The following is a 24,018-nucleotide window of genomic DNA, read 5'->3' as shown; positions in this document are numbered from 1 at the left end:
GGAACGGAACCGGAGAAACGAAAGCCGCCTTCTCCGAAGGGCGTTTTTTTCGGAAAACGGCGGATTCGTGGTGCATGTCCACTCAACACCAATTCAAGGAGGCGTATTTTCATGAAGATCGGGTGCCCCAAGGAGATCAAGAACCACGAATATCGGGTAGGATTGATTCCCGCTGCGGTGAAGGCCTACGTGTCGGCGGGGCATGAGGTGTTCGTACAGAAGGATGCCGGACTCGGTTCGGGCATCACCAACGAGGAATACGTCGCTGCGGGCGGCAAGATTCTCGATACTGCCCAGGAAGTTTGGAATGCGGCGGAGATGATCGTGAAGGTCAAGGAGCCCCTTCCCCAGGAATACGACCTCATGAAGCCCGAGCAGCTTGTTTACACTTATTTCCACTTCGCCGCCGACGAGGAACTTACCAAGGCGTGCCTGAACAAGAAGATCATCGCCCTTGCCTACGAGACGGTACAGGAAGCGGACGGCTCTCTGCCCCTTCTCAAACCCATGAGCGAAGTCGCGGGTCGCATGTCCGCTCTTATGGGCGCGTTTTACCTTGCCAAGGCACAGGGTGGCAGGGGACTGCTTCCCACGGGCGTGCCCGGCGTCGCCCCGGCGAACGTGCTCGTCCTCGGTGGCGGTGTGGTGGGTATGAATGCCGCGAAAGTCGCCGCGGGACTCGGCGCGAAAGTGACCATTCTGGACGTGAATCCCAACCGGCTCGAGTACCTCGGCAACGTGCTTCCCGCGAATGTCTTCCCGGTGTACAGCGACAGTCACACCCTCGAGGATGGCCTGAAGGAAGCGGATATCGTCATCGGCGCGGTGCTCATCCCTGGCGCGAAAGCTCCCAAGCTCGTCAAGCGGGAACATCTCAAGATGATGAAGCCCGGCTCGGTCCTGGTGGACGTTGCCATCGACCAGGGCGGTTGTTTCGAGACCTCCCGGGCGACTACGCACAGCGACCCCATCTATGTTGTGGACAACGTGGTGCACTACTGTGTGGCCAACATGCCCGGCGCCTATGCCCGTTCTTCCACTTTCGCTCTCAACAATTACACCATCAAGTACGGTCTCCAGCTCGCCAATAAGGGTGTGGAACAGGCGTGCAAGGAAAGTGTTCCCTTGTGCAAAGGACTCAACATGTACAAGGGGATCATCACCTTCGAGCCCGTGGCGGCGGCGTTCGGCATGAACAATCTCTACAAGTGCGCAAAGGAGGTCCTCGGCTGCTGAGAACGTTTTCCGTCGGGAAGTTCTTCCACTGTCTCCGCATCCGTTTTCTGATGCGAGGGGTTCTTCCTGGGAAAAACGCGGTCGGGGAGTTGCGGGAAGAGAATTCATGGAAACAGCGGAAGGGGTGTGGCGATCACACCCCTTTCCGCTTTTTTGGATTTTCTCCTTTACTTGTTCCACGATTTTCTTTCTGCCATCTCTGAGAGGGATCGGTCACACAAGTCAGTGATCGAAACCATCAGCTTCCACGGCGGAATGTGACTGTACGCTTCAATCAGGGTTTGGATCGTCAATGCAAACGCAACGGGGGTGGAGTCAGCTCCCGATGAGGCTCCGTCGGAGTGTGCCACTCGAGGTACTTTCGCGGCCTGTTGTTGAGGAGCGACACGTACTGATCCAACTCCTCTCGACTCACGCTCCGGAAATCCTTTCCCTTGGGCAGGAACTCCCTGAGGATGCCGCTGGTGGTCTGGTTTCCGCACTGTTTCCGGCAGGGAGACGTTGCTTTCGCGAGACCTTGTCTTTGCTTCTGGACTGCACTCAACGAAAGGGTCGCAAGGGGTTTGGAAGGTTTTTCGTCTATGCGTCCGGGGAGTGTTCTTCCAGAAATGGTTCCCATGCTCCATGCTCGAACCGCTCCAGGCGCCGTGTGGCGATATCGAAGAAGAGGAGGAGAATGCGGAGCCCTCTCGTGACCTGTCCCTGCCGGATGAGGGGAAGCTCCCGGAGCCGTTCGAACTGACGGATGCCGTTGCGCTTGATCGCAGCCTCCAGAGTGTCTCCGTCATAAGGGTCTTCCGCGAGCCATTCCTGCAGTTCCGTCTCAAGGTGATCCGGATGTTTTGACCCTTTTACGGCGCCGCAATCCCCGTGACAGAGGACGACCACGTTCTCCACGTTCAGGTGGGAGACGGCGTAGGTGAGTGCCGCGGCGAAGGCGGGATTTTCCGGGGTGACGAGATTGCCCACGTTGCGGAGTACGAAGAGTTCTCCCGGTGCGGCGCCGAAGATGTGCTCCGGCACGATCCTGCTGTCCGAACAGGAGATGATGAAGCTATGCGGATGCTGTCCCTGGGCGATCTTTTCGTAGAAAGCCGTCTCGTTTTTTGCGAGAAACGTGGTGTAGCCCTGCTGTAACCTTCTCATCGGTGGTTCCTCCTTGTTGTGAAAAGTAAAGAAGCTCTGAAGAAAGACCTTTCGCTTTCCCTTGACTCGGGTCGCGTCAGGCTCTGCGAGGCGCCCTGCGGGGCTGACGTAGTCTTATTCAGAGATTCCCCAAAGAATGAATGAGGACGGCCTGAAGAACGAAGATCTTGTTTCTCGATATCGCATCTCCGGAGAAAAGACCGGGATGTCGGGTGTTTTCCTCCCTCTCTTTCAGTATAACCCGCTCGTGCTCGGTGTACCAAACGGGGCGGGACGTCTATAATGGTCGCGATTGTCGCACCCCCCTCGCGGGGGATGAAGGGCGTTTTGGAACGATTGTGGCGGAGGAGCGATGGAACGATGATACTGCACGATGTGAACCTGCGAGATTTCCCCATTCCGGAGCCGGACGAGGCGACGGTATCCCGGATCGAGGCGGCGGCGAAACGGTGCCGTTCCTGGATCGTCACCATGACTACCCTTGCCGACAGTGGACATCCCGCGGGCTCGCTCTCCAGTCTGGAGATGTATCTTCTTGTGTACGGTGTTGCGAAGGTGACGCCCGAAAACTGGGGAGAAATCGATAGGGATTTCGTGGTGGTGAGTCACGGTCATACCTCTCCGGGGGCTTATGCGGCTCTTGCTGCCTGGGGATTTGTGGAGTCCGGGGATGTTCTGGCCCATTTCCGGTCTTGCGGCAGCCCTTTCCAGGGACATGTGGAGCGGGATGTCCCCGGCATTGACTGGGGGAGCGGAAATCTCGGTCAGGGGCTCTCCGCGGGCGTCGGCTACGCTCTGGCGCAGAGGATCCGGGGAAAGGACGGCCGTGTTTTCGTCCTTATGGGTGATGGAGAGCAGGTGAAGGGGCAGATCGCGGAGGCGCGGCGCATGGCCTCCAAGGAGAAGCTGAGCAATCTCACGGCCCTGATCGATTGCAACGACATCCAGATTTCCGGGAGAACGGGGGAGATCATGCCCGCGTCCCTCCGGTCCCTCTGGGAGGCCGATGGATGGCGCGTTCTCGAGTGCGATGGTCACGATGTGCGGCAGCTCTACGCGTCGCTCCGGGACGCGGCGACGGACGACCTGCCCACGGTGCTGTTCTGTCGAACGAAAATGGGGCATGGTGTGAGCTTCATGGAGGATCGCCCCGACTATCACGGCAAGGCTGCGACGGGAGAACTCTATGTCCGTGCCATGGAAGAACTGGGCGGGGATCCGGAACTTCTTGCGGAGGCTCGTCGGCGTAGAACCACGCCGCCGCCGCAAGGGAAACGCCCCCCGCTTCCCCCGGTGGTGCTCGATTCGGGAGAGCCCTTTTGCTACGGAGCGGCGGACAAAACAGACAATCGTTCCGCTTTCGGAAAGGCCCTCGCCGACGTGGGCGAGCGCAACTACAAGCGGGATGGGCGGACGCCCCTCGTCGTCTTCGACTGCGATCTTGCCGGTTCGGTGAAAGTGGACGGCTTTGCCAAAAAGTGTCCCGATTGGTTCATTCAAGCGGGTATCCAGGAGCATTCCACCGCCGCCACGGCGGGTGCCGCGAGTCTCGGCGGAGTGGTTCCCCTCTGGGCGGACTTCGGTGTCTTCGGCATCTGCGAAGTCTACAACCAACAGCGCCTCAACGACATCAACGGAACGAATCTCAAGCTGGTTCTCACCCACGTGGGGCTTGACGTGGGCGAGGATGGCATGACGCATCAGTGTATCGACTACGTGGGGCTTCTTCGGAACACCTTCGGCTGGAAACTCGTCGTGCCTGCGGATCCCAACCAGACCGACAAGGCTACCCGGTACGCTCTTTCCGAGCGAGGCAACGTGTGTCTCGCCATGGGGCGCAGCAAGCTCCCGGTGCTGCTCCGGGAGGACGGGACCCCTTTTTACGGTGACGGATACGTTTTCCGTTACGGCAAAGCGGATCTCCTGCGGGATGGAACGGACGGGGCGATCCTCTGCATGGGCCATATGGCCTGGAGAGCTCTCGCGGTGCGGGAACTCCTCGCCGCCGAAGGGTTTTCCGTGAAGGTCCTCGTCGTTTCCTGTCCTCTCGCACTCGAGGAGGAGATGCTTCGTGACGCGGCTGCCACAGGACTGGTGGTGACCTACGAGGACCATCACGTGGCGAGCGGCCTCGGCGCTTCGGTGGGGCTCGGACTGCTCCATGCCGGACTCGCGCCGCGTTTCGCCTCCTTCGGAGTGCACCGTTACGGTGATTCCGGCCCGTCGGGGGATGTCTTTGCGGCCATGGGGCTTGCTCCGGAACAGATCGCCGAAGGCGTGCGCCGCCTGGCGGGTTCCCGTTCATGACCCTTGGAGACGCGTCCCGCCTCAAGGAAGGCGACCTCGTGCTCCTTCTTTCTCCGGCGAAGGGTGAGACCTATCTTGTGCGGCTCCAGCCCGGAGCGGTCCAGGGAAGCCATCTCGGCAAGATTCCCCACGACACGATCCTCGATTCCGGCTACGGCGAGACTATATACACGCATCTGGGACGTCCTTTTCTCGTGCTCAAGCCGAGTCTTGGGGAATACACCCGACGTCTCAAACGAAACACCCAGATCATCTATCCCAAGGAAGCAGGATATTTGTTGCTGCACCTGGACGTGTTTCCCGGAGCAACGGTGGTGGAGTGCGGCAGCGGTTCCGGGAGTTTCACCACCATCCTCGCCACCTTTGTGGGACCTTCGGGGCGGGTGGTGAGCTACGAGCGGCGGGAACCCTTCTCGGAGCTTGCCCGGTCCAACTGCGAACGATTCGGTGTCGCCGACCGGGTGGTTTTCAAGGTGCGCGATCTCGACGGTGGAGAGGGATTCGACGAGGAGGGAGCCGACGCGGTTTTTCTGGATCTCCAGAATCCCTGGGAGTACATTCCCGAGGCGAAGCGTGCCCTTGCGCCGGGGCGTCGCCTGGGAATCCTGGTGCCCACTTTCAATCAGATCCAGCAGACGCTGGAGGCGCTTGAGGCGAATGCCTTCGTGCAGATCGAAGTGGTGGAGATCCTTCTCCGGGGATACAAGACGAATCCACGGCGCATTCGCCCGGAGGATCTCATGGTGGGGCATACGGGATTCTTGATCTTCGCTTCCTCGGTAACCTGTGCCCATCCGGAGGTGCTTGTCGATGCCGCATCGAATGAAGCGTGCGGCACGCCTTCCGACGTCGCTCCCCTGGCGGAGGATGTCGGAGAAGAGGACGGCGAGGTGCTCCCGGCGTCTCGGGAGTGATCGGAGTTTCTCATGGAGTGGAGACGTTTTCTGCGAAACCCCTGCCAGAGAGCTTGGGTGCTCTACGATGTCGGCAATTCCGCTTTTGCCACCACGATCATGGCGGTGCTTTTTCCGCTTTTCTACGCCCGCATTCTCGCGGTGCCCCTTGGGGAGGCCCGGGGGGCGGCTTTGTGGGGATATGTGGCGGGAGGTGCGCTGCTTTTCTCCGCCGTCATCGCTCCCTTCGCGGGATCCTTCGGAGATCTTCGGGGGAAGCGCAAGCTTGGGCTTGCAGTTTTCACTGCCACGGGTGTCGCGGCGACGGGAGGAATGGCTTTTCTCTCCCAAGGGACCTGGAGCCCAGGGCTGGTGCTTCTGGCGGCGGGAATAGCGTCCTTTTCCCTGGCATCCATCTTTTACGATGCGTTTCTCGTGTATCTCGCGCCCCCGGAGGAGCGCTCCGGACTTTCCTCGGCCGGATACGCCTTCGGATATCTCGGTGGTGGTGTTCTGCTGGTCGCAAATGTCGCCATGGTGTTTCTCCTGCCCGGACTGTTGGGGTTTCGTCTCGCTTTCGTGAGTGTCGCCCTCTGGTGGGCTCTTCTCACGCTTCCGCTTCTGAGGCGGGTGCCCGAGCCGCCCGCCGAGGCGGAGGATGCAGATATCAGTGCCGTCTGGCGCCGTCCCCTGAACACGCTTCGGTCCATGCGGGAACACCCCAACCAGTTGCGTTTTCTCGTCGCCTTCTGGCTTTATAACGACGGTATCGGCACGATCATGAAAATGGGTGTCATTTTCGGCAGTTCTCTGGGGATCGCCGAAGGACATCTGCTCGGCGCTCTTGTGGCGACCCAGTTCGTGGGCATTCCCTGCACCATGCTCTTCGGTAGGCTCGCGGAAGTCTGGGGAACGAAAAGGGCGCTGCTCACGAGTCTTGCGGGATATAGCGTGATCAGCCTGGGTATTCTCTTCGTCCATGGGGTCTGGCACTTCTGGGTTCTCGCCCTCTCCATCGGGGTTGTCCAGGGAGGGGCGCAGGCCCTCTCTCGCTCTCTCTACGCGGAACTCATTTCCCCCGAGCGGAGCGCGGAGTACTTTGGTTTCTACGACATGTCGAGCAAATTTGCGGGCATTTTGGGACCCTTTCTGTTTGCTCTTCTCGCGGATCTGTTCGGCTCGCTTCGTGTGGGTGCTCCCGTTCTCGTCCTTTTCTTTCTGACGGGCATGGTGCTGCTCCGGAAAGTCGAGGTGCCGATGCGCGAAAGAAAGAACGCGACGGAGGAGTGTCTTGTGGAAGAGGCTTCGAAGAGTTCCTGAGTAGCGTGTCCGTATGTCCGGAAAGGCATTCTTCTTATCTGGAGTGCTTCGAAGCCGCAAACTGTTTTGGTTTCCCTCTTGCGGCATTTCCGAGACGGTTCTCGAAGAACAGACGGTTCGCCTTTTGTCGTGTGCCGCGGAGGAGTTCCTTTTTTCTGCTCGGATTGTCGATCCAACCGCGACAGAGGTGGAGCCGGCTCCCGGGCGACCTTCGCCGGAGTGCGCCATCCGAGGGACTTTCGTGACCTGTTGTGTTGAGGAGCGATGCGTACTGATCCGGCTCCTCTCGGCCCACGTTCCGAAAGCCCTTTCCTTTGAGAAGGGACTTCCTGAGAGGCCGCCGGTGCATGTGCGGAGGGGCTCATGGTTTCGCGGTGCTTTGCATTTCGGCCTCAAGGGCACGAAAACGCTGCTCCAGAAGCCTGAGAAACTGTGCGCGGCGTTCCCGCTCGGGGATGTCCGAAGGAAGTATCGCGGGATCGAGAGGCTCACCGTAGCGGAGGCGGATCTTCCTAGGACGGGGAATCTTCATGGTGGGAGCCATGGCCTCGAAGGTACCTTTCACGAAGAGGGGAAGGACGGGTACGCCCATCTTCAGGGCGAGAAGCGCCACTCCTCCTTCGAGGGGCTGGAGCTGTCCGTCCAGGGATCGCTTTCCCTCGGGAAAGATGAGAACCCGTTCGCCTTCGGCAAGAAGTCCGAGGAGAAATTTGAGGATTGCCGCCGCGCTCTGGTGGTCCTCCTGCGAGACGGGGATCGCTCCCAGATGGGGAATGAGCCACTTCAGAACGGGCCTTCGAAAAAGATCGTCCCAGGCCACGTAGGAGAGCCTGTAGGGAAAGACGGCGCCTACGACGAGGGGATCGAGGTAACTGCAGTGGTTACAGGCGAGGAGGAGAGGCTTTCCGGGAGGAATCCGGTCGCGTTGTTCCACCTGGAGCCGGTTGTAGACGGTGAAGACGAGACGGCAGAACCATTTCACCAAGAAATAGAGCATTGTGGAAAACCTCCTGACGAAAAGAACGTGTTCGGAAAGCGTTTTTTCTTCTGATGTTCCTGACGGTTCGCTTTCCGGACCGGGATGAAAAAGACAGTAGCACAGGTGGGAGCGGGGCGCATCCGACAGGATACTTCCTGCTCGAAAAATTCTGCCGGTATGGAGGTCTGTCGATCCGTGCGGAAGCGTCTTCGCGAGGGAACGGGGGAGAACATCAGGTGGAACGGGGCTGCGGGACGTCTCTTCCCGGAAGGGGGCGTGCCGGGTTTGCCGCTGTCGAAGGACAGTGGGGGGGAACTGCGGAAGGAGACGGAAGGGCTTCTTCTGCATCTCTGCTGTGCGCCCGATGGGACGATTCCTTGGCCGACGCTGGAGGAGGAACCCTTCACTGTTACGGGGTATTTTTATGGAGGGAACATCCATCCCGAAGAGGAATACCTCTTGCGCCTCGCCGCAGTGCGACGCCTTGCCTCGGAACATCGGCGTCTTGTGGTGGAGCACTACGCGCCGGAGGAGTGGTTTCGTCTTCTTGCTCCCTTTGAGGCGGAGCCGGAGGGAGGCGAGCGCTGTCGGCGCTGTTTTCGGCTTCAACTTGAGAACGCCGCCCGGGAGGCTCTGCGCCGGGGATGCCGCGTTCTCTGCACGACTCTCACCATCAGTCCCCACAAGAACCCCGACGAGATCAACCGTATCGGAGTCGCCGTGGCGGAACAGTTCGGACTTCGGTGGCTTCATCGAATCTGGCGGAAGGGAAACGGTTTCGCACGCTCCGTGGAGGAAAGCCGTCGTCTCGGTCTCTACCGCCAGGGATATTGCGGATGTCTGTACAGCCGCAACGAGAGGAACGGAGGAGTTGAGTTTTCATGACCATCGAGAGAGATTCTAGGGCGCCGACGGGGAAAATGGCTCCTCGGGCGCTGGAGGAGCATATCCTCGCCTTTCGGGGAAGTCCCCGGAAGGATGTACTGGTCGGTCCCGCCGTTGGGGAGGATGCGGCGGTCATCGCCCTTCCGGGAGGACCGTTTCTCGTGGTCGCCTCCGATCCGGTGGTGGGGGCCGCGAAAGGGGCGGGGCGACTGCTCGTGCATGTGAACGCCAACGACGTGGCTTCCAAGGGGGGTGAACCGGCGTATTTACTGGTGACCATGATTCTCCCCCGCAACATGACCGAGCGCGACGCGGCGGCGTTCATGGAGGAGATGCACGAGGCCTGCCTGGAACTGAACATCGCCATTGTGGGGGGGCATACGGAGTTTTCCGACCGCTATGCCGCGCCGGTGCTCTCGGGAACGCTTCTCGGCTATGCGGAGCGCTGTCTTCGAGCAGAGGAGATGCGGCCTGGGGATGTGCTCCTCATGACCAAGCACGTCGGCCTGGAGGGGATGTCCATTCTCGCCGCGGACCGCCCGGACCTTCTCGCCGTCTGCTGTACCCAGGAAGAAATCCGGGAGATCCGTTCCTGGGGCGACTTTTTGTCCGTGTTGCCCGAGGCAAGGATTCTTCGTCCCTGGGCACGCTTTCTTCACGATCCGACGGAGGGGGGATTTCTCGGAGGACTCGGAGAGCTTGCACGCCTCTCCCGGGCCGAGGTTCGGCTCCTGCCCGAAACGGTGACTGTGCATCCGCTCACGCGTCGCTGTGCACAAACGCTCGCTTTCGATCCGCTGCACCTCATCTCCTCCGGTGTGCTCCTCGCGGTGCTGCCCCCGGAGCATCTGGACGAGGCGTGCCGTTGCCTCTCCGGAGTGGGCATTCCCTTTTCCGTGGTGGGAAATCTCGTGGAGGCAGGAGGAAACGTTTCCTTCGACGCGAGGGAGGAACTCTGGAGACTGCTGGTTATGGAGGTGCCTCGTTGATGTGCCTTTTGTTCCCTTCTTCCGCTCTGTGCTTTTTCTTTCTCGCCCGCTGTTGCGGGAAAAGTGCGACGACGGTTCGGGAGGGCGATTTGAGCGACGGAGGCAATCTTTGATGGCGGGAGAGCATGTGTGGCGTCGGGTTATCGCGGTGCAGGCTTTACTCGCGGAACGGAACGTGGATGCCCTCGTTCTTCTGCTTCAAGAGGGTGTGAATTGGGAGAGCGTCTATTACCTTTCGGGATTCCGGGGGACGAGCGGCGCACTTCTCGTCACCGGGGACGATGCGGTTCTCGTGACGGACGGAAGATATCTCGCCCAGGCGCGCCGTCAGAGCCCCTTCTCCCTGGTGCCTCAGGAGGGACAGGGGCTTCTGGATGTCCTCGGTGATCTTTTGCGGCGTAGGCATCTCAAGTCCGTGGGATTCGAGGGAGACAAGGTCAGCTTCGCCACGTACCGGAGGCTTGCGGACATGGGGGTGTGGTGGGAGGACGTGTCGGACCTGCTTCCCCGGCTCCGCCGTCGCAAGGATGCACAGGAGCGTCGTCTTATCGAGGAGGCGGCGAAGCGGGCATCCTTCGCTTTTCTCGAGATGCTCAAGCGGCTGGAGCCGGGAATGACGGAACGCCGTGTTGCGGCCCTTCTGGAGTTTCTGCTCCGGGAAGCCGGAGCGGATGGTGGCTGGGGAACCATGGATTTCATCGTGGCCTCGGGTCCGAGAAGTGCTTTGCCCCACGGGCGTCCCACGGATCGCTCCATGGAGCGTGGGGAATGGGTCACCGTCGACTTCGGTGCTCGCTACGAAGGGTACGTGTGCGACATCACCCGCACTATTTCCCTGGGAGAAGCGGATCCCTGGGCGCGGAACATGCATGCCCTGATCCTGGAGGCCCAGGCGAAAGGGAGTGCGGCGCTCCGCACGGGATCCGCCGTGCGGGAGGTGGACGAGGCTGCGAGAAACGTCATCGTTGCGGCGGGCATGGGCGAGTGTTTTTCCCACGGCCTCGGACACGGCATCGGCCTTTCGGTCCACGAGGCACCGCGTCTTTCCTTCCGGTCGGAGGAGATCCTGGAGGTGGGGGATGTGGTGACGGTGGAACCGGGCGTCTATCTTGAGGGACGGGGCGGCGTGCGCGTCGAGGATAACTACCTCATGGAAGAGAGCGGTGCGGTCTGCCTTACCGAGTATCTGTCCAGGGAACTCTTCGTGATCTGACGGCAGGTGCCCTTTCCGTTCGTTCCGTGCCGGACGAGTTTCTCTTCGGTTGTGTTTTACCTCAGGGGCTTCTATAATTGCCGGAGGCGTACAACTTTTTCAGCCGAGAGGAGGCCTTGACGCATGAAGAAGTACATTTGCACGGTATGTGGGTACGTGTATGATCCTGCTAACGGAGATCCCGATTCCGGTATCGCACCGGGAACGGCCTTCGAAGATATTCCCGAGGATTGGGTTTGCCCTGTTTGCGGTGTTGCCAAGGACATGTTCGAACCTGCGGAGTAGGCTTGAGAGTCGTTTGAAGGCGGACGCGCCGGAGGCCTACGGGCCTCCGTCTTTCTTTTTTGGGAGGTGTGTTTTCTGTGACGTCCTTTTCCCTGCGGGTGTTCGGATGTCAGATGAACGTCTATGACGCGGACCGTCTCCGCACAGCCTTCGTCGAACGAGGCTGGACCGAGACGTCGCAGGAGGAAGCACGGGTGCTCGTCTTTCTCACTTGTAGCATCCGCGACAAGGCGGAACAGAAGGTGTGGAGCGAGCTGGGGAGGGTTGGTGCGGAACGAAAGGGTGCGGAATACCCCCTTGTTGCCGTGGCGGGGTGCATGGCTGCTCGTGTGGGCGAGCGCATGGCCCGTCGTTTTCCCTGGATTCGGGTCGTGGTGGGTCCCCGTCATCTGGGAGATCTCCCCGAGGCTTTGGAGAAGAGCCTTGCCGACGGAGCGCTCCGCCTTCTCCTCGACGAAGATCCCCGGGAGGTGCGTGATCTCTGCGTGCCTCCGACAAGACGCGACAACCCCTGGAAAGGGTTTGTCTCCATCGCCCACGGCTGCGACAACTACTGTTCTTACTGCATCGTCCCCTATGTGCGGGGGCGTTTTCAGTCCCGCTCTCCCGGGGAGATCCTCGATGAAATTCGGGCGCTCGTGGACGATGGCGTCCAGGAAATAACGCTTCTCGGACAGAACGTCAACAGCTACGGCACCGACGGCGCCGCGGAAGGGTGGACGTTCGCGTTCCTGTTGCGGCAGGCGGCACGCCTTTCCGGCGTGAAACGCCTCCGCTTCGCCACCAACCATCCAAAGGATCTCACCGACGATGTCATCGCCGTCATGGCGGAGGAACCCGCCGTCTGCCCGTCCCTTAACCTTCCTCTCCAGGCGGGAAGCGATCGTATTCTCGCTCTCATGAACCGGGGATATTCCGTGGAGCGATATGCCCTTCTCATCGACAAGCTCCGAAGCACCCTCGTCGCTCCGGGGATCACCAGCGATCTCATCGTGGGTTTTCCAGGGGAGCGCGAGGAGGATTTTCGTGCGTCCTGCGCATGTCTCGAGCGGTTCCGCTTCGACATGGTGCACACCGCCTCCTATTCGATCCGGGAAGGTACGCGGGCGGCGTCCATGGAAGGCCATCTCTCGGAGGAAGTGAAACAGGAGCGTCTTCGCGTCGTGAATGCGCTGCAGCGCGAGATCTCCCTGGAAATCAACAAAAGCCTCGAAGGAAGAGTGTTCGAGGTGCTTCTGGACGGTCATGCTCCCCGTGGCGGTGGGCTCCTCCAGGGGCGCACGCCTCACGACAAGGTCGTTCTGGTGAAGGCTCCCGAGACGCTCCTGGGACATTTCGTTCACGTGGAAATCCTCCAGGGTGAGCACTGGTGTCTGAGAGGTCGAATCCTTCCTTCTGCGGATCGTCGTCCTCTACGGGGCGTTTCCGCCGGAAACACCGCTCCTCCGTCGGGCATGGCCCCGGGAACGCCGCCGGAGGTCCTCTCGGCGGTGATACCCTGTGGCTCCTCTTCCTGTGCCTGCTGTTTTTGCCCGGAAAAGGACGTGTAAGCGATGTTCTCTCCACGGATCCGGGGGATGCTCGTTCTTGCCGCTGGGGTGGCCTGTCTTCTCGCCGCCTGGGGGCTTGTTGGCCTCTTTGCGGGAAGATGGCACGGAGGAGCACCCACGACCGAAGCGGGCTCCGCGTTGCCTTTTCTGAGCACCCGGGAGAACCCGGAGGAAAAAACCGGTTCCGGAAGCGACAACGCGAGGATTTCGGCGCCGTCTCCTGTACGGCCTTCCGCATCCGTTCCGGAGGAGTGGTTCGTCTACGTCACCGGCGCCGTGATCCGTCCCGGTGTCTATGCCCTCCCTGCGGGGTCGAGGGTCTATGCGGCCCTTGAACGGGCGGGCGGCTTTTCCGGCGAGGCGGATACGGAAGCGGTGAATCTCGCGGCACCCCTGGCGGATGGGGTTCATTTCCATGTGCCGCGGAAAGGCGAGGAGCCACGGCACGATTCTTCCGGAGGAGTCCCGTCCGCCGGTGCTTCCGCCCCCTCCGTGCCGCCAAGGCCTGGCTCCGTGGGAACGGGGGGGAGCGCGGTCAAAATCAACCTCAACACTGCCACGGAGGCGGATCTGGAAAAGCTTCCCGGTGTGGGCCCCAAGACTGCGGCGGCCATCGTGGCGGACCGTGAGGCTCGCGGTCCCTTCGGCAGGATTGAGGATTTGCAGCGCGTGCGGGGCATCGGTTCCAAGAAGTTCGAAGCCTTGAAGGATTTTGTGACCGTAGGCCCGTGAAGTTCGTCGCCCTTTGTCCGGCATTGCTTCCGCTTTTTTCCTGGAGCGCCGTGCTTTGGGTTTCTGCTTTGGGCGTCCCGGCGATTCCCGCGACGGGGGTCGGAGTTCTGCTTGCGGCGGGATTGCTCCTGCTTGGGAGCGGGACGGGCACGGATGTCGCGGCGGGAACGCAGTCTTTTCCGGAACCCGGAGAAACAGTCGGCAGTGGCAGTGCGCTCGCAAGATGGAACGGTGCCGTTATGGGAACGCTTTTTCTCGTCACCGCACTGGGATGCGTTTTCCTCGCCTGGAGGATGGTGACACCTCCTCGCTTCGCCGGAGGCGTTTCGGGAACGGGAACGGTCACGCTCGAGCGCCCTTGGGGCAGGATGCGGGCTCTTCTCCTCGATCTGCCCCAGGGGCGGTTTCTTCTCTTCGTGTCGCCCTTCGGGGGCCACAGAGAGGGTGACCGTCTGTCCGTGCAGGGATATGCGGAACCACTGGAAAGAGGAAACGGCTCCTTGGACATGCGTCCCTTCTGGTGGGCGAGAGGTGTCCGTGCAGTGTTGCGTCCCTACTCGGTTCGCAACGAGGGCGCTTCCGGAGCGAGCCTCGCCGCCTGGCGCTCCGTTCTGCGTCGTCGTATCCTGCTGGAGCTGCCACGTCGCGTTCGGGGCCACCTCCTCGCCGCGTGGCTCGGAGGCCGGGATCCGGAGCTTGCGGAACTGCATCGACGGTGGGGGACTTCTCACCTTCTGGCCGTCTCGGGATTTCATGTCGGTCTCGTGGCTGCTCTCGTCTGGGTCCTCCTGGGAAAAAGACGTCTCGGGATGTTCCTTGCGGGGGGGCTTGTGTGGGGATATGCCCTCCTCGCCGGAGCAGGGCCGAGTGCACTTCGTGCTGCGGCGATGGTGCAGCTTTTTCTGACGGGAGCGTTCCTCGGCAGGAAAAGCGGTGTGACGAACGCCGTCGCGGTTGTCGCCGCAGGGCTTCTGTTGTGGCGCCCCTGGTGGTTTCAGGATGTGGGGTGGCGTCTTTCCGTCACGGCGGTTCTCGTTCTCGGAGCCTATGCGGATCTTCTCGGGCGACGGGACGCGGGCAAACCCGGCGGAAATGAGGAAAGCGCTCTCTCCGTGGCACGACAGGGAATCGCGGCGGGACTGCTGGCATGGATCGCCACGGCGGGCATCAGCGCCTCCGTGTTCGGTCCCGTTCCTCTTGCGGGCGCACTTGTGAACATGGTTGCCATTCCGGTCTTCGCTGTCCTGCTCCCCCTTGCTTCCCTTGCGGCGTTGCCGGCCCTTTTGGGAATTCCCGGTGGCGAATATGCCGCAGGAGCGATGGAATGGCTCTTCCTCTGGTGGGAAAAAGGCGCCGACGGTGCGGCGACGCTCCTTTCCGCCTCGCTGGAATGGTCGCGGCTGCTGGGAGGCGGAACGGTCTTTCTGGTGACGGCTCTTGTCCTTGGAAGTTGCGGAATCGACCGGAGACGGACATTCCTGATCTCGATCATCCTGAGCGGAAGTGTCATGGCGTTCTTCGGAGCATGACGCCGGAGGACCGAAAGGGGAACAAAACGCGTTCCTCGTGTCGGTGGTGGATGCGGAGGTGGAAAGACGATGTTGCTCGTGCTGGATGTGGGAAACACGAATACCGTGGTGGGCATCTACGAAGGAGAGGTGTTGCGTCACTCCTGGCGCCTCATGTCCGAGAGGCGTACCGCGGATGAACTGACGATCTTCCTTCTGAACCTGATGCAGATGGCAGGGGTTGCCCCGAGCCGTATCCGGGGTGCCATTGCGGCGGGTGTCGTTCCTCCCCTGGAGGCGCCCTGGCAGGAGGGAATCCGCAACGCCCTGAACATCGAATGTCTCAAGGTGGGACTTTCCCTTGATTTGGGAATGGAGATTCGTTACCGTGCTCCCGCTGAAGTGGGAGCGGACCGGATTGTGAATGCTGTCGCAGGTGTGGCGAAATTCGGATTTCCCCTCATCATTGCCGATTTTGGCACGGCCCTCACGCTCGATGTGGTGGATGGAGACGGGGCCTATCTCGGAGGAACGATCGCTCCGGGACTTTCCGTGAGCATGGAGGCGCTCTTCGGAAAGACGGCGAAACTGCCGAAGGTCGCCCTGGAGGCGCCGCCCTCGGTCATCGGGCGCACGACCATGGAATCCATCCAGTCGGGCATTCTCTTCGGCTATGCGGGGCTCGTGGACTCCCTGGCGCGGCGAATCTGGGCGGAGCTGGGAGTACGGACACCCCTCGTGGCGACGGGAGGGCAGGCGTTGGCGGTGGCTCCCTTCTCCGAGACCATCGGCACGGTGGAGCCCTGGCTTACTCTGGAGGGATTGCGCCTGCTCTTCCTTCGGAATTGCCCCGACAGGAGTGCCCATGTCCTTGCCTGAGAGGCCTGCCCGCCTCGTGACGGAGACGGAATGCCCTTTGGAACGCGCGACGGGCGGCATCTTCGTGGGCGGTGTTTCCGTGGCGAACCCGCTCTGGCTTGCGCCGCTCGCCGACGTGAGCACCTTTCCCGTGCGGGAGATGTTTCGCCGTCTCGGCGCAGGATTGACTCACACGGAGATGATCAGTCTTTCCGGGCTTCTTCACGGCAACCGTACCACGGTGCGCATGCTTCCCGAGGTGGGAGAGGCGCCTCTCGTGCTCCAGTTTTTTGGCTGCGGTGCCGAGGATGTTCGTCGAGGGGCCGCCGTCGCACTGACCAGGGGTGCTCTCCCGCAGGTGCTGCAGCTCAACATGGCCTGCCCGGTGCGGAAGGTCTTTCGCCGGGGCGAGGGCGCCCGGCTTCTCGAAACCCCGGACATCGCGGAAGCCATGGTGAAAGCCCTCGGGGAGTTCGGCCTTCCCGTATGGGTGAAGATACGCCTCTGTGCCGAGGGATATCCCCTGTCCACGGAGAACTTCGTGGAGATGCTCTTCGAGGCTGGGGCAGACCATGTCTCCGTGCACGGAAGAACCCAGAAACAGCTCTACGCCGGAAAGGCCGATCGGGATGCGGTGGAGCGCATCGCCCGTGCTTTTCCGGGAAAAATCAGCGGCAGCGGCGATGTCTACCGGGTGGAGGATGTGCTGGAGTACCTCCGTCGAGGTTGTGTGGGGGTTCTCGTTGCCAGGGGAGGGATGCGGGATCCTTTTCTGGTTCCCCGAAGCCTCGCCGCACTGAAATATCCTGTGGAACCGGCGCTCTGTCTGCCCTCGCCGGCCGATCGCGTCGGCCTTCTGATGGAGCTTGGATTTCGCATGGAGGAGCGGGAGGGAGAAAGAGGAGCGCTCTCCTTGATGAAGCGCTTTCTCTCGGGTATGTTTAAAGGCACGCGTGGAGCGGCCCATTTACGCACCACCATCAGTACGCTGCGAACGGTGGACGATGTGGCGGCGGTGCTGCGCGCATGGCAGGAAACGGTTGAAGGGAGCGACGATTATGGAGGAGAAGGAACAGAAGAGCACACAGATGCCTGAGGAGGAGATTCTCTCCCAGCGCAGGGAAAAACTTGAACGCCTGCGGAACGAGGAAGGGTACGACCCCTTCGTCCAGGAGCGCTTCCTCCGGGAGCACTCTCTTGCCCACGTTCTCGAGACCTATGGCGGACTTCAGGAGAACGAGCACGCGGAGGACGCCCGGATCGTCACCGCCGGTCGCGTCATGACCCTGCGCAAGCACGGCAAGGCCTCCTTCGCGCACATGGAGGACGAGACGTGCCGTCTTCAGCTCTGCTTCCAGTTCGACGTTCTCGGTGAGAAGGAGTACGGCTTTTTCAAGAAATGGGTGGACATGGGGGATTTTCTCGGCGTGGTGGGGCATCCCTTCCGGACGCAACGGGGGGAACTGACGATTCTCGTGGAATCCTTCACGCTCCTCTCCAAGGCCATGCGTCCCCTGCCGGAAAAATGGCACGGCTTGAAGGACACGGAAGTGCGCTATCGCCAGCGCTATGTGGATCTCATCGCCAACCCCGAGGTGCGGGAGACGTTCCGGAAGCGCTCCCGCATCATCAACACGGTGCGACGCGTGCTGGAGAATCACGGAACGCTCGAGGTGGAGACTCCCATCCTCTCCAGCATTGCCGGCGGCGCCAACGCACGACCTTTCATCACTTTCCACAACGCACTGAGCCAGGAGATGTATCTCCGGATCGCCACGGAGCTGTACCTCAAACGCCTCATCGTGGGAATGTTCGGCCGGGTGTACGAGATCGGCAAGAACTTCCGCAACGAGGGTGTCGACACCATGCACAATCCGGAGTTCACCGCCATGGAGGTGTACTGGGCCTACGCAAACTACGAGGACATGATGAACCTCACGGAGGAAATCATCGTGGCCGCCGCGGAGGAAGTCGGGGCAAGGGAGACGGTCTACCAGGGAACGCCTCTCAGTTTCGAGCCTCCCTTCCGCAGAGCCACCATGATGGACCTCGTGAAGGACCATTGCGGCGTGGATTTCGGCGCCTTCGAGACCGACGAGGAGGCCCGGGCGGCGGCGAAGCGGAAAGGGCTCGAGATCACGGGAAAGGAAAGCCGTTTTCTGCTCCTGAGTCGCTTCTTCGAGGAATTCGTCGAGGAGAAGCTCGTGCAGCCCACCTTCGTGCTCAAGCATCCCGTGGAGATTTCTCCCCTGGCCAAGCGTGATCCGGACAATCCGGACTATACCAACCGCTTCGAACTCTTCGTCTACGGCAAGGAAGTGGCCAACGCCTTCAGCGAACTCAACGATCCCTTCGACCAGAAGGAGCGCTTCCTGGATCAGCAGGCGAAGAAAGAGGCCGGCGACGAGGAGGCCCACGCCTTCGACGAGGACTTCGTCACCGCCCTGGAGTACGGGCTTCCTCCCACGGGTGGACTGGGCATCGGCATCGACCGTCTCGTCATGTTTCTCACCGACTCCCGCTCCATTCGGGACGTGATCCTCTTCCCAGCCATGCGTCCGCGGGAATGACCGGGGGTTGCGTCCTCATGCCCGACAGAGATGACCTGCGCCCGGGGGGCGGAAACAACGGTTCGGGTGCCACGGAGGACGAAGCGGCGCACCGCATTCTGGAGCTTCGCAGCGCCATCACCCGGGCGGAATACCTGTACTATGTGGAGGATGCGCCGGAGCTTCAGGATGATGTCTACGATGCGCTTCTCCGGGAATTGCAGCAGTTGGAGGCGAAACATCCGAACCTGGTCACGCCCGATTCACCCACCCGGAGGGTCGGCGGAGCACCTCGAGAGGGGTTCGTCAAGGTCGCGCACCTCTCACCCATGCTCAGCCTGGACAACGTCTTCTCCGAGGAGGAACTTCGGGCCTTCTGGGCACGAAGCCTCCGTGAAGCGGAGGGACACCTGTGGCGGGATGGCCTCCGCGGTTTCGCCTGCGAACTCAAGATCGACGGTCTGGCGGTCTCCCTGCTGTACGAGGACGGTCTTTTCGTCCGCGGAGCCACCCGAGGTGACGGCCTCGTCGGCGAAGATGTGACGGCGAATCTCAGAACCCTCCGAGGTCTCCCCCTTGCCCTCCGCAAGACTGTTCCCGGACGACTGGAGGTCCGCGGAGAGGTCTACATGCGCCGGGAGGATTTCGCCGCTCTTAACGAAGAGCGGGAGGAGCGGGAGGAGCCGCTCTTCGCCAATCCACGCAACGCCGCCGCAGGAGCGTTGCGCCAGCTTGACCCTGCCGTGACGGCATCGCGAAAACTCCGTTTCTTCGCCTATTTTGTCCCCGATGCAATTCAGCGGGGGCTTGCAGGCCAGATCGAGACGCTTGAATGGCTCCGGGATCTCGGTTTTCCCGTTCAGGATTCGTCCCGGAGGGTCGAGTCTTTGGATCAGGTCTGCGCGTTCATTGCTCATTGGAAGGAGGCGCGCTTTTCTTTGCCCTACGTCACTGATGGTGTGGTGATCAAGGCGGACGACCTCCGTCTCTGGGATGTTCTGGGACGGACTGCCAAGGCACCCCGCTGGGCAGTGGCCTTCAAGTATCCCGCGGAGGAAAAGCGAACGCTTCTTCGGGAGATCGTCGTCTCCGTGGGCCGCACGGGAACTCTCACCCCCGTGGCGATTCTCGAGCCTGTTCATCTCGCGGGCACGGTGGTCCAGCGGGCGAGTCTCCACAACCAGGACGAGGTTGCGCGCAAAGACGTTCGCGTGGGGGACTATGTGTGGGTCCGAAAGGCGGGGGAGATCATCCCGGAGATCGTCCGGGTGGATCGGGATGCCCGAAAAGACGATCCACCCCCCTTTCTGCTCCCCCGAACCTGTCCTGTCTGCGGTTCTCCGGTGGTGACCTTGCCCGACGAGGTGGCGCTTCGCTGTCCCAATAGATCCTGCCCCGCCCAGATCAAGGAAGGACTCCGTCATTTCGCCTCGCGAAGCGGCATGGATATCCGCGGCCTTGGGGAAAAGCTTGTGGACCAGCTCGTGGAACGGAACTTGGTTCGGAACCTGGCGGATCTCTACGATCTTCGCACAGAGGATCTTGCCGGATTGGAGCGCATGGGAGAGACCTCGGCCCGGAAGCTGGTCGCGGCCATCGAAGCGTCCCGCCGCCGTCCTCCTGCCCGACTACTCGCTGCGCTGGGTATCCGGCACGTGGGGAGCAGGACCGCGGAGCTGATCGTCGAGCGATTCCGCGGAATGGAGGCTCTTCTGACCGCGACGGAGGAGGAACTCGCCGCCGTGGACGGTGTCGGTCCCCGCATCGCTGCGTCGGTGCGAGCCTTTGTGGAGGATCCGGAGAACCGAATCATGCTCCGGCGCCTCAGGGAAAAGGGCGTTGCCTGGGAGATGGAAGCGGCTTCCTCTCCGGAGGAGGATGCGGATTTTCCGATGGAACGTCCCTTCCTCGGCATGCGGATCGTTTTCACCGGGGATCTCGAGCGAGCGACCCGCGGAGAGGTGGAGGAACTGGTGAAGCGTCTTGGCGGCGTTCCCACCTCGAGTGTGAGTGCGAAAACATCCTTCGTCGTCGTGGGCCGCAACCCGGGAAGTAAATTCCAGAAAGCGACGGCCCTCGGCTGCAGGATTGTTTCCGAGGAGGAATTTTGGCAGATGATCAAACCGTTCCGGAACGACGATTTTCCCTTCGCGGCCTCTCCGGCGCCGGAGGTGGAGGATGTTTCGGGTCTTCCTGAGTGAGGAGGCGTTGTGCATGACTGTTTCCGAGGACGAGGTACGGCGCGTGGCCGCCCTGATACGGCTGGAAGTCCACGAGGAGGAGATCCCTTCCTTCCAGAGGCATTTCAATGACATTCTCGCGCAGTTCCATTCACTGGAACGCCTCGATGTGACCGACGTGGATCCCTTCGCCATGGACGAGGTCAGGAAGACACTCCTGCGGGACGACATCCCCAGGACATGGGATCTCCGGGATGAGGCCCTCAATGCGGCGCCGGTCCGGGAGGGCGATTTCTTCCGGGTTCCGCGCATTCTCGGGGAGGCGGAGTGACATGGAACTCTGGCAGTTGCCCGCGTGGCGTATCACCGAAGCGGTGGTGCGCGGGGAGCTTTCCGTCTCCGAGGTCGTGGAGACACATCTTGCCAGGTTGAAGGCCCACAATCCGGAGATTTTCGCTCTGCTCACCGTGACAGAAAAAGAAGCCCGGCGTAGGGCGGCGGAGCTGGACGAGCGGCATGCCCGCGGTGAGGAGCCGGGGCTTTTGGCGGGTGTTCCGGTGGTCCTGAAGGACAACATGTGCACCAGGGGAGTGCGGACCACCTGCGGCAGCAGAATGCTGGAGAATTGGATCCCCCCCTACGATGCCTCGGTGGTCACGTCTCTCGAGGCGGCGGGAGCGGTGATCCTCGGCAAGGCCAACATGGACGAGTTTGCCATGGGAAGCTCCACGGAACACTCCGCGTTCGGTTTCACCGCGAATCCCTGGGATTTCTCCCGCGTGCCCGGAGGCAGTTCGGGAGGAAGCGCCGCCTCTGTCGCCGCCGGTTTTGCGCCGCTCGCGCTGGGCAGCGATACGGGCGGATCCATCCGGCAGCCCGCCGCCTTTTGCGGTGTTCACGGGCTCAAACCCACCTACGGTCTTGTGAGCCGTTACGGTCTTGTGGCCTTTGCCTCGTCTCTCGACCAGATAGGCCCCTTCGCACGGGATGTGGGCGATCTGGCTCTCGCCCTCGACGTCATCGCCGCGCCGGACCCGAGGGATGCCACGTGCGGCACCGAATCGCGCCCGCGGTATCTCGACGCCATGATGACCGATTCGCTCCGGGGCAGGCGAATCGGGCTGGTGAAGGAATTCTCCGGATTCGACGTGGATCCGGAGCTGCGCAACACGCTGGTTCACGCGGCCAGGATCTGCCAGGATTCGGGGGCCGAGTTGGTGGACATCTCCCTGCCCATCACCATCGAGTTCGGCTTGGCCTGTTACTACATTCTGGCTCCCGCCGAGGCCAGTTCCAATCTCGCCCGCTACGATGGGGTCCGCTACGGGCTTCGCGCCGAAGGCGACACGCTGCTGGAGCAGTATTTTCGGACCCGTGGCGCCGGATTCGGCAAGGAAGTGAAGCGACGGATTCTCACCGGCACCTATGTGCTGAGTTCCGGATATTACGATGCGTACTACCTGACCGCTCAGAAGGTTCGGCGCCGCATCGTGCAGGAATTCGCGCAGGTTTTTTCCGGCGTGGATGCAATTCTCCTGCCTACGTCGCCCTGTCTTCCCTTCTCCAGGGGCGAACTGGTGGACGATCCCATTCGCATGTACCTGACGGATGTCTTCACTCTTCCCGTGAACCTCGCGGGCTTACCCGGGCTCTCCCTCTGTACGGGGTACGCCGGAAACGGCCTTCCTCTGAGCGTGCAGCTCGTGGGAAAAGCATGGAGCGAGCAGCAGCTTCTCGGAATCGCCGCCGTGCTCGAATCTCATTTCGGCATACCACGGATTGCGCCTCTTGAGGCGAAGACGCACTCCAAGGGAGGTGAACAGTCGTGACCCGTTCCTACACACCTGTGATCGGTCTTGAGATCCACGTGCAGCTCGCCACGGCGACAAAGCTATTTTGCGCCTGCCCTACCGGATACATAGGGGTTGTTCCCAACTCGAACGTCTGTCCCGTCTGCCTCGGTCTTCCCGGAACGTTGCCCGTGCCGAATGCGAGGGCCGTGGAGTTCACCCTCCGTACTGCCCTCGCGCTGGGATGCTCCGTACAGAGGGGGACCCGCTTTCACAGGAAGAACTATTTCTATCCGGATCTCCCCAAGGCATACCAGATCAGCCAATACGACCTTCCCCTCGGCCTGGGCGGCTCCCTGGACGTCCGAACGGACGGGGCTGTCCACCGCATCCGCATCACGAGGGTGCACATGGAGGAGGACGCGGGAAAACTTGTTCATGCCTGCGGTGACGGCAGGCTTTCCGGGGCGGACCATTCCCTGGCGGACTACAACCGGGCGGGTATTCCGCTCATGGAGATCGTCTCCGAGCCGGACATCCGTACTCCCCGGGAGGCCCGCGAATATGTGGCGGAACTCCGCCGTCTCGTGCGCTGTCTCGACGTGTCCGACGGAGACATGGAATCGGGGTCGCTCCGGGTGGATGCGAACATTTCCGTGAAGTGCTCCGACGGGCGCTGGGGAAGCAAGGTGGAGATCAAGAACATGAACTCTCTCCGTGCCTTGGAGCGCGCTCTCGATTTCGAGATTGTCCGCCAGACCGCCGTCCTGGAAAAGGGAGAGACCGTTTTTCAGGAAACGCGCCACTGGGACGATGTTTCGGGGCACACCCGTTCCTCGCGGAGCAAGGAAGAGGCCCACGATTACCGCTACTTCCCCGATCCGGATCTTCCACCACTCTTTTTCGAGGAATCCTGGGTGACGTCCATTGCCGCGACTCTTCCCGAGTTACCCTGGATGCGACGGGAGCGCTATGCTTCCACCTTCGGTCTTTCCGGCGACGACGTGGGCGTTTTTCTGGAGGATCGGTGCCTGGCGGAATACTTCGATGCCCTTGTGAGTGCCGGGGTTACCCCTTCCCGTGCGGCGAACTGGATCCGCACGGAAGTTCTTCGTGTTCTCAATGAAGTGGGGGGTGGCATGGCCGCATTCCCCGTCGCGGCGGTGGAACTGGCATCGCTTCTCGCCGCGGTGGAGCGCCGTGAGTTGTCTGTGACGGCGGCGAGAGAGGTGTTCGATGCGATGCGCAAAGAAAACCTCTCCTTTGAAAAGGCTTCCCGGCGGTGCGGCATTGCCTCGGGAAATCTCGGAGAGAATGCTCTGAAGGACCTTCTGCAGTCCGTCCTGGAAGAGAACGCCGATGTGGTCACGGAAATCCGTTCCGGAGGAGACGTCAAGGGCAAGAAGATCAGATTTCTCCAGGGGCTTGTCATGCGGAAGGCCCGGGGACAGGCGAATCCGGAGAGCGTGCTGCAGTTTCTCGAGGACATGCTCCGCGGAGAGCAGTGACCGTTTCCGCTGTCCGGTTTTCCCCTTTCCCGGGAGCAGGCGGAGTTGGCACTGTCGCAATGGCTCGGGCCTGCCGCATTGACGGAGTTT

At 61.4% G+C, this 24,018-nt stretch carries 20 protein-coding genes; 18 read left to right on the top strand and 2 right to left on the bottom strand.

Going from position 1 to position 24,018, the window contains the following annotated elements:
* Positions 1–111: 111 nt before the first annotated feature.
* On the top strand, positions 112–1,236 hold the full coding sequence (gene ald, locus K349_RS0107735; RefSeq protein ID WP_029165279.1) for an alanine dehydrogenase: 1,125 nt from the start codon (positions 112–114) through the stop codon (positions 1,234–1,236).
* Between the two features lie 579 nt (positions 1,237–1,815).
* Here ald and K349_RS17980 read toward each other — a convergent pair.
* Positions 1,816–2,382, bottom strand: coding sequence for a carbonic anhydrase (locus K349_RS17980; protein WP_029165278.1), 567 nt, complete (start codon positions 2,380–2,382; stop codon positions 1,816–1,818).
* 360 nt (positions 2,383–2,742) lie between these two features.
* Here K349_RS17980 and K349_RS0107715 point away from each other — a divergent pair, with 360 nt between their 5' ends.
* Genes K349_RS0107715 through K349_RS0107705 form a run of 3 tightly spaced genes read left to right on the top strand, consistent with a single transcriptional unit; the run spans position 2,743 to position 6,902 of the window.
* Positions 2,743–4,689: a transketolase gene (locus tag K349_RS0107715; RefSeq protein WP_029165277.1), complete on the top strand. Its 1,947-nt coding sequence runs from the start codon at positions 2,743–2,745 to the stop codon at positions 4,687–4,689.
* Positions 4,686–5,603: a tRNA (adenine-N1)-methyltransferase gene (locus K349_RS0107710; protein ID WP_029165276.1), complete on the top strand. Its 918-nt coding sequence runs from the start codon at positions 4,686–4,688 to the stop codon at positions 5,601–5,603. The genes K349_RS0107715 and K349_RS0107710 overlap by 4 nt, the downstream gene beginning before the upstream one ends.
* 12 nt (positions 5,604–5,615) lie before the next feature.
* Positions 5,616–6,902: an MFS transporter gene (locus K349_RS0107705; protein WP_029165275.1), complete on the top strand. Its 1,287-nt coding sequence runs from the start codon at positions 5,616–5,618 to the stop codon at positions 6,900–6,902.
* 361 nt (positions 6,903–7,263) lie between these two features.
* On the opposite strand, the gene K349_RS0107695 is transcribed toward K349_RS0107705, so the two are convergent.
* A complete protein-coding gene (locus tag K349_RS0107695; protein ID WP_029165273.1) occupies positions 7,264–7,899 on the bottom strand; it encodes a lysophospholipid acyltransferase family protein in 636 nt (211 codons plus the stop codon).
* A 177-nt stretch (positions 7,900–8,076) separates the two neighbouring features.
* On the opposite strand from K349_RS0107695, the gene K349_RS0107690 reads away from it, so the two are divergent.
* The 14 genes from K349_RS0107690 (at position 8,077) to gatB (ending at position 23,928) form a co-directional block, all read left to right on the top strand.
* Complete coding sequence (locus tag K349_RS0107690; RefSeq protein WP_338022311.1) at positions 8,077–8,766, top strand: epoxyqueuosine reductase QueH; 690 nt, start codon at positions 8,077–8,079, stop codon at positions 8,764–8,766.
* Entirely contained in the window at positions 8,763–9,755 is a 993-nt protein-coding gene (locus K349_RS0107685; RefSeq protein ID WP_029165271.1) for an AIR synthase related protein, read from the top strand. Before K349_RS0107690 ends, K349_RS0107685 begins: the two co-directional genes overlap by 4 nt.
* Before the next feature lie 112 nt (positions 9,756–9,867).
* Complete coding sequence (locus tag K349_RS0107675) at positions 9,868–10,968, top strand: M24 family metallopeptidase (protein ID WP_029165270.1); 1,101 nt, start codon at positions 9,868–9,870, stop codon at positions 10,966–10,968.
* Between the two features lie 123 nt (positions 10,969–11,091).
* Positions 11,092–11,253, top strand: a complete 162-nt coding sequence (gene rd, locus K349_RS18680) for a rubredoxin (protein ID WP_084460283.1) — start codon at positions 11,092–11,094, stop codon at positions 11,251–11,253.
* Between the two features lie 77 nt (positions 11,254–11,330).
* Positions 11,331–12,803: a tRNA (N6-isopentenyl adenosine(37)-C2)-methylthiotransferase MiaB gene (miaB, locus tag K349_RS0107665; protein WP_029165269.1), complete on the top strand. Its 1,473-nt coding sequence runs from the start codon at positions 11,331–11,333 to the stop codon at positions 12,801–12,803.
* A 3-nt stretch (positions 12,804–12,806) separates the two neighbouring features.
* Entirely contained in the window at positions 12,807–13,535 is a 729-nt protein-coding gene (locus K349_RS16750; RefSeq protein ID WP_029165268.1) for a ComEA family DNA-binding protein, read from the top strand.
* Positions 13,536–13,585: 50 nt separating this feature from the next.
* Positions 13,586–15,064 (top strand): ComEC/Rec2 family competence protein, encoded by a 1,479-nt coding sequence (locus K349_RS17975; protein WP_157367332.1) that lies wholly within the window; start codon positions 13,586–13,588, stop codon positions 15,062–15,064.
* Between the two features lie 69 nt (positions 15,065–15,133).
* Positions 15,134–15,922 (top strand): type III pantothenate kinase, encoded by a 789-nt coding sequence (locus tag K349_RS0107650; RefSeq protein WP_029165266.1) that lies wholly within the window; start codon positions 15,134–15,136, stop codon positions 15,920–15,922.
* Positions 15,909–16,997 (top strand): tRNA dihydrouridine synthase, encoded by a 1,089-nt coding sequence (locus K349_RS0107645; protein ID WP_029165265.1) that lies wholly within the window; start codon positions 15,909–15,911, stop codon positions 16,995–16,997. The genes K349_RS0107650 and K349_RS0107645 overlap by 14 nt, the downstream gene beginning before the upstream one ends.
* Positions 16,960–18,471 carry a lysine--tRNA ligase gene (lysS, locus tag K349_RS0107640; protein WP_034265243.1) on the top strand — a complete coding sequence of 504 codons (1,512 nt, stop codon included), beginning with the start codon at positions 16,960–16,962 and terminating at the stop codon, positions 18,469–18,471. Before K349_RS0107645 ends, lysS begins: the two co-directional genes overlap by 38 nt.
* Positions 18,472–18,488: 17 nt before the next feature.
* The gene (ligA, locus tag K349_RS0107635) at positions 18,489–20,651 is read left to right on the top strand and encodes an NAD-dependent DNA ligase LigA (RefSeq protein WP_029165263.1); all 2,163 of its coding nucleotides are present in this window, start codon (positions 18,489–18,491) and stop codon (positions 20,649–20,651) included.
* A gap of 13 nt (positions 20,652–20,664) precedes the next feature.
* Positions 20,665–20,961, top strand: coding sequence for an Asp-tRNA(Asn)/Glu-tRNA(Gln) amidotransferase subunit GatC (gene gatC, locus K349_RS0107630; protein ID WP_029165262.1), 297 nt, complete (start codon positions 20,665–20,667; stop codon positions 20,959–20,961).
* A 1-nt stretch (position 20,962) separates the two neighbouring features.
* Positions 20,963–22,459: an Asp-tRNA(Asn)/Glu-tRNA(Gln) amidotransferase subunit GatA gene (gatA, locus tag K349_RS0107625; RefSeq protein ID WP_029165261.1), complete on the top strand. Its 1,497-nt coding sequence runs from the start codon at positions 20,963–20,965 to the stop codon at positions 22,457–22,459.
* Positions 22,456–23,928: an Asp-tRNA(Asn)/Glu-tRNA(Gln) amidotransferase subunit GatB gene (gene gatB, locus K349_RS0107620; RefSeq protein WP_029165260.1), complete on the top strand. Its 1,473-nt coding sequence runs from the start codon at positions 22,456–22,458 to the stop codon at positions 23,926–23,928. The genes gatA and gatB overlap by 4 nt, the downstream gene beginning before the upstream one ends.
* Positions 23,929–24,018: the final 90 nt, after the last annotated feature.

The sequence above is a fragment of the Aminiphilus circumscriptus DSM 16581 genome (assembly GCF_000526375.1).
GTDB lineage: Bacteria > Synergistota > Synergistia > Synergistales > Aminiphilaceae > Aminiphilus > Aminiphilus circumscriptus.
This window is presented reverse-complemented; position numbering and strand designations above follow the sequence as displayed.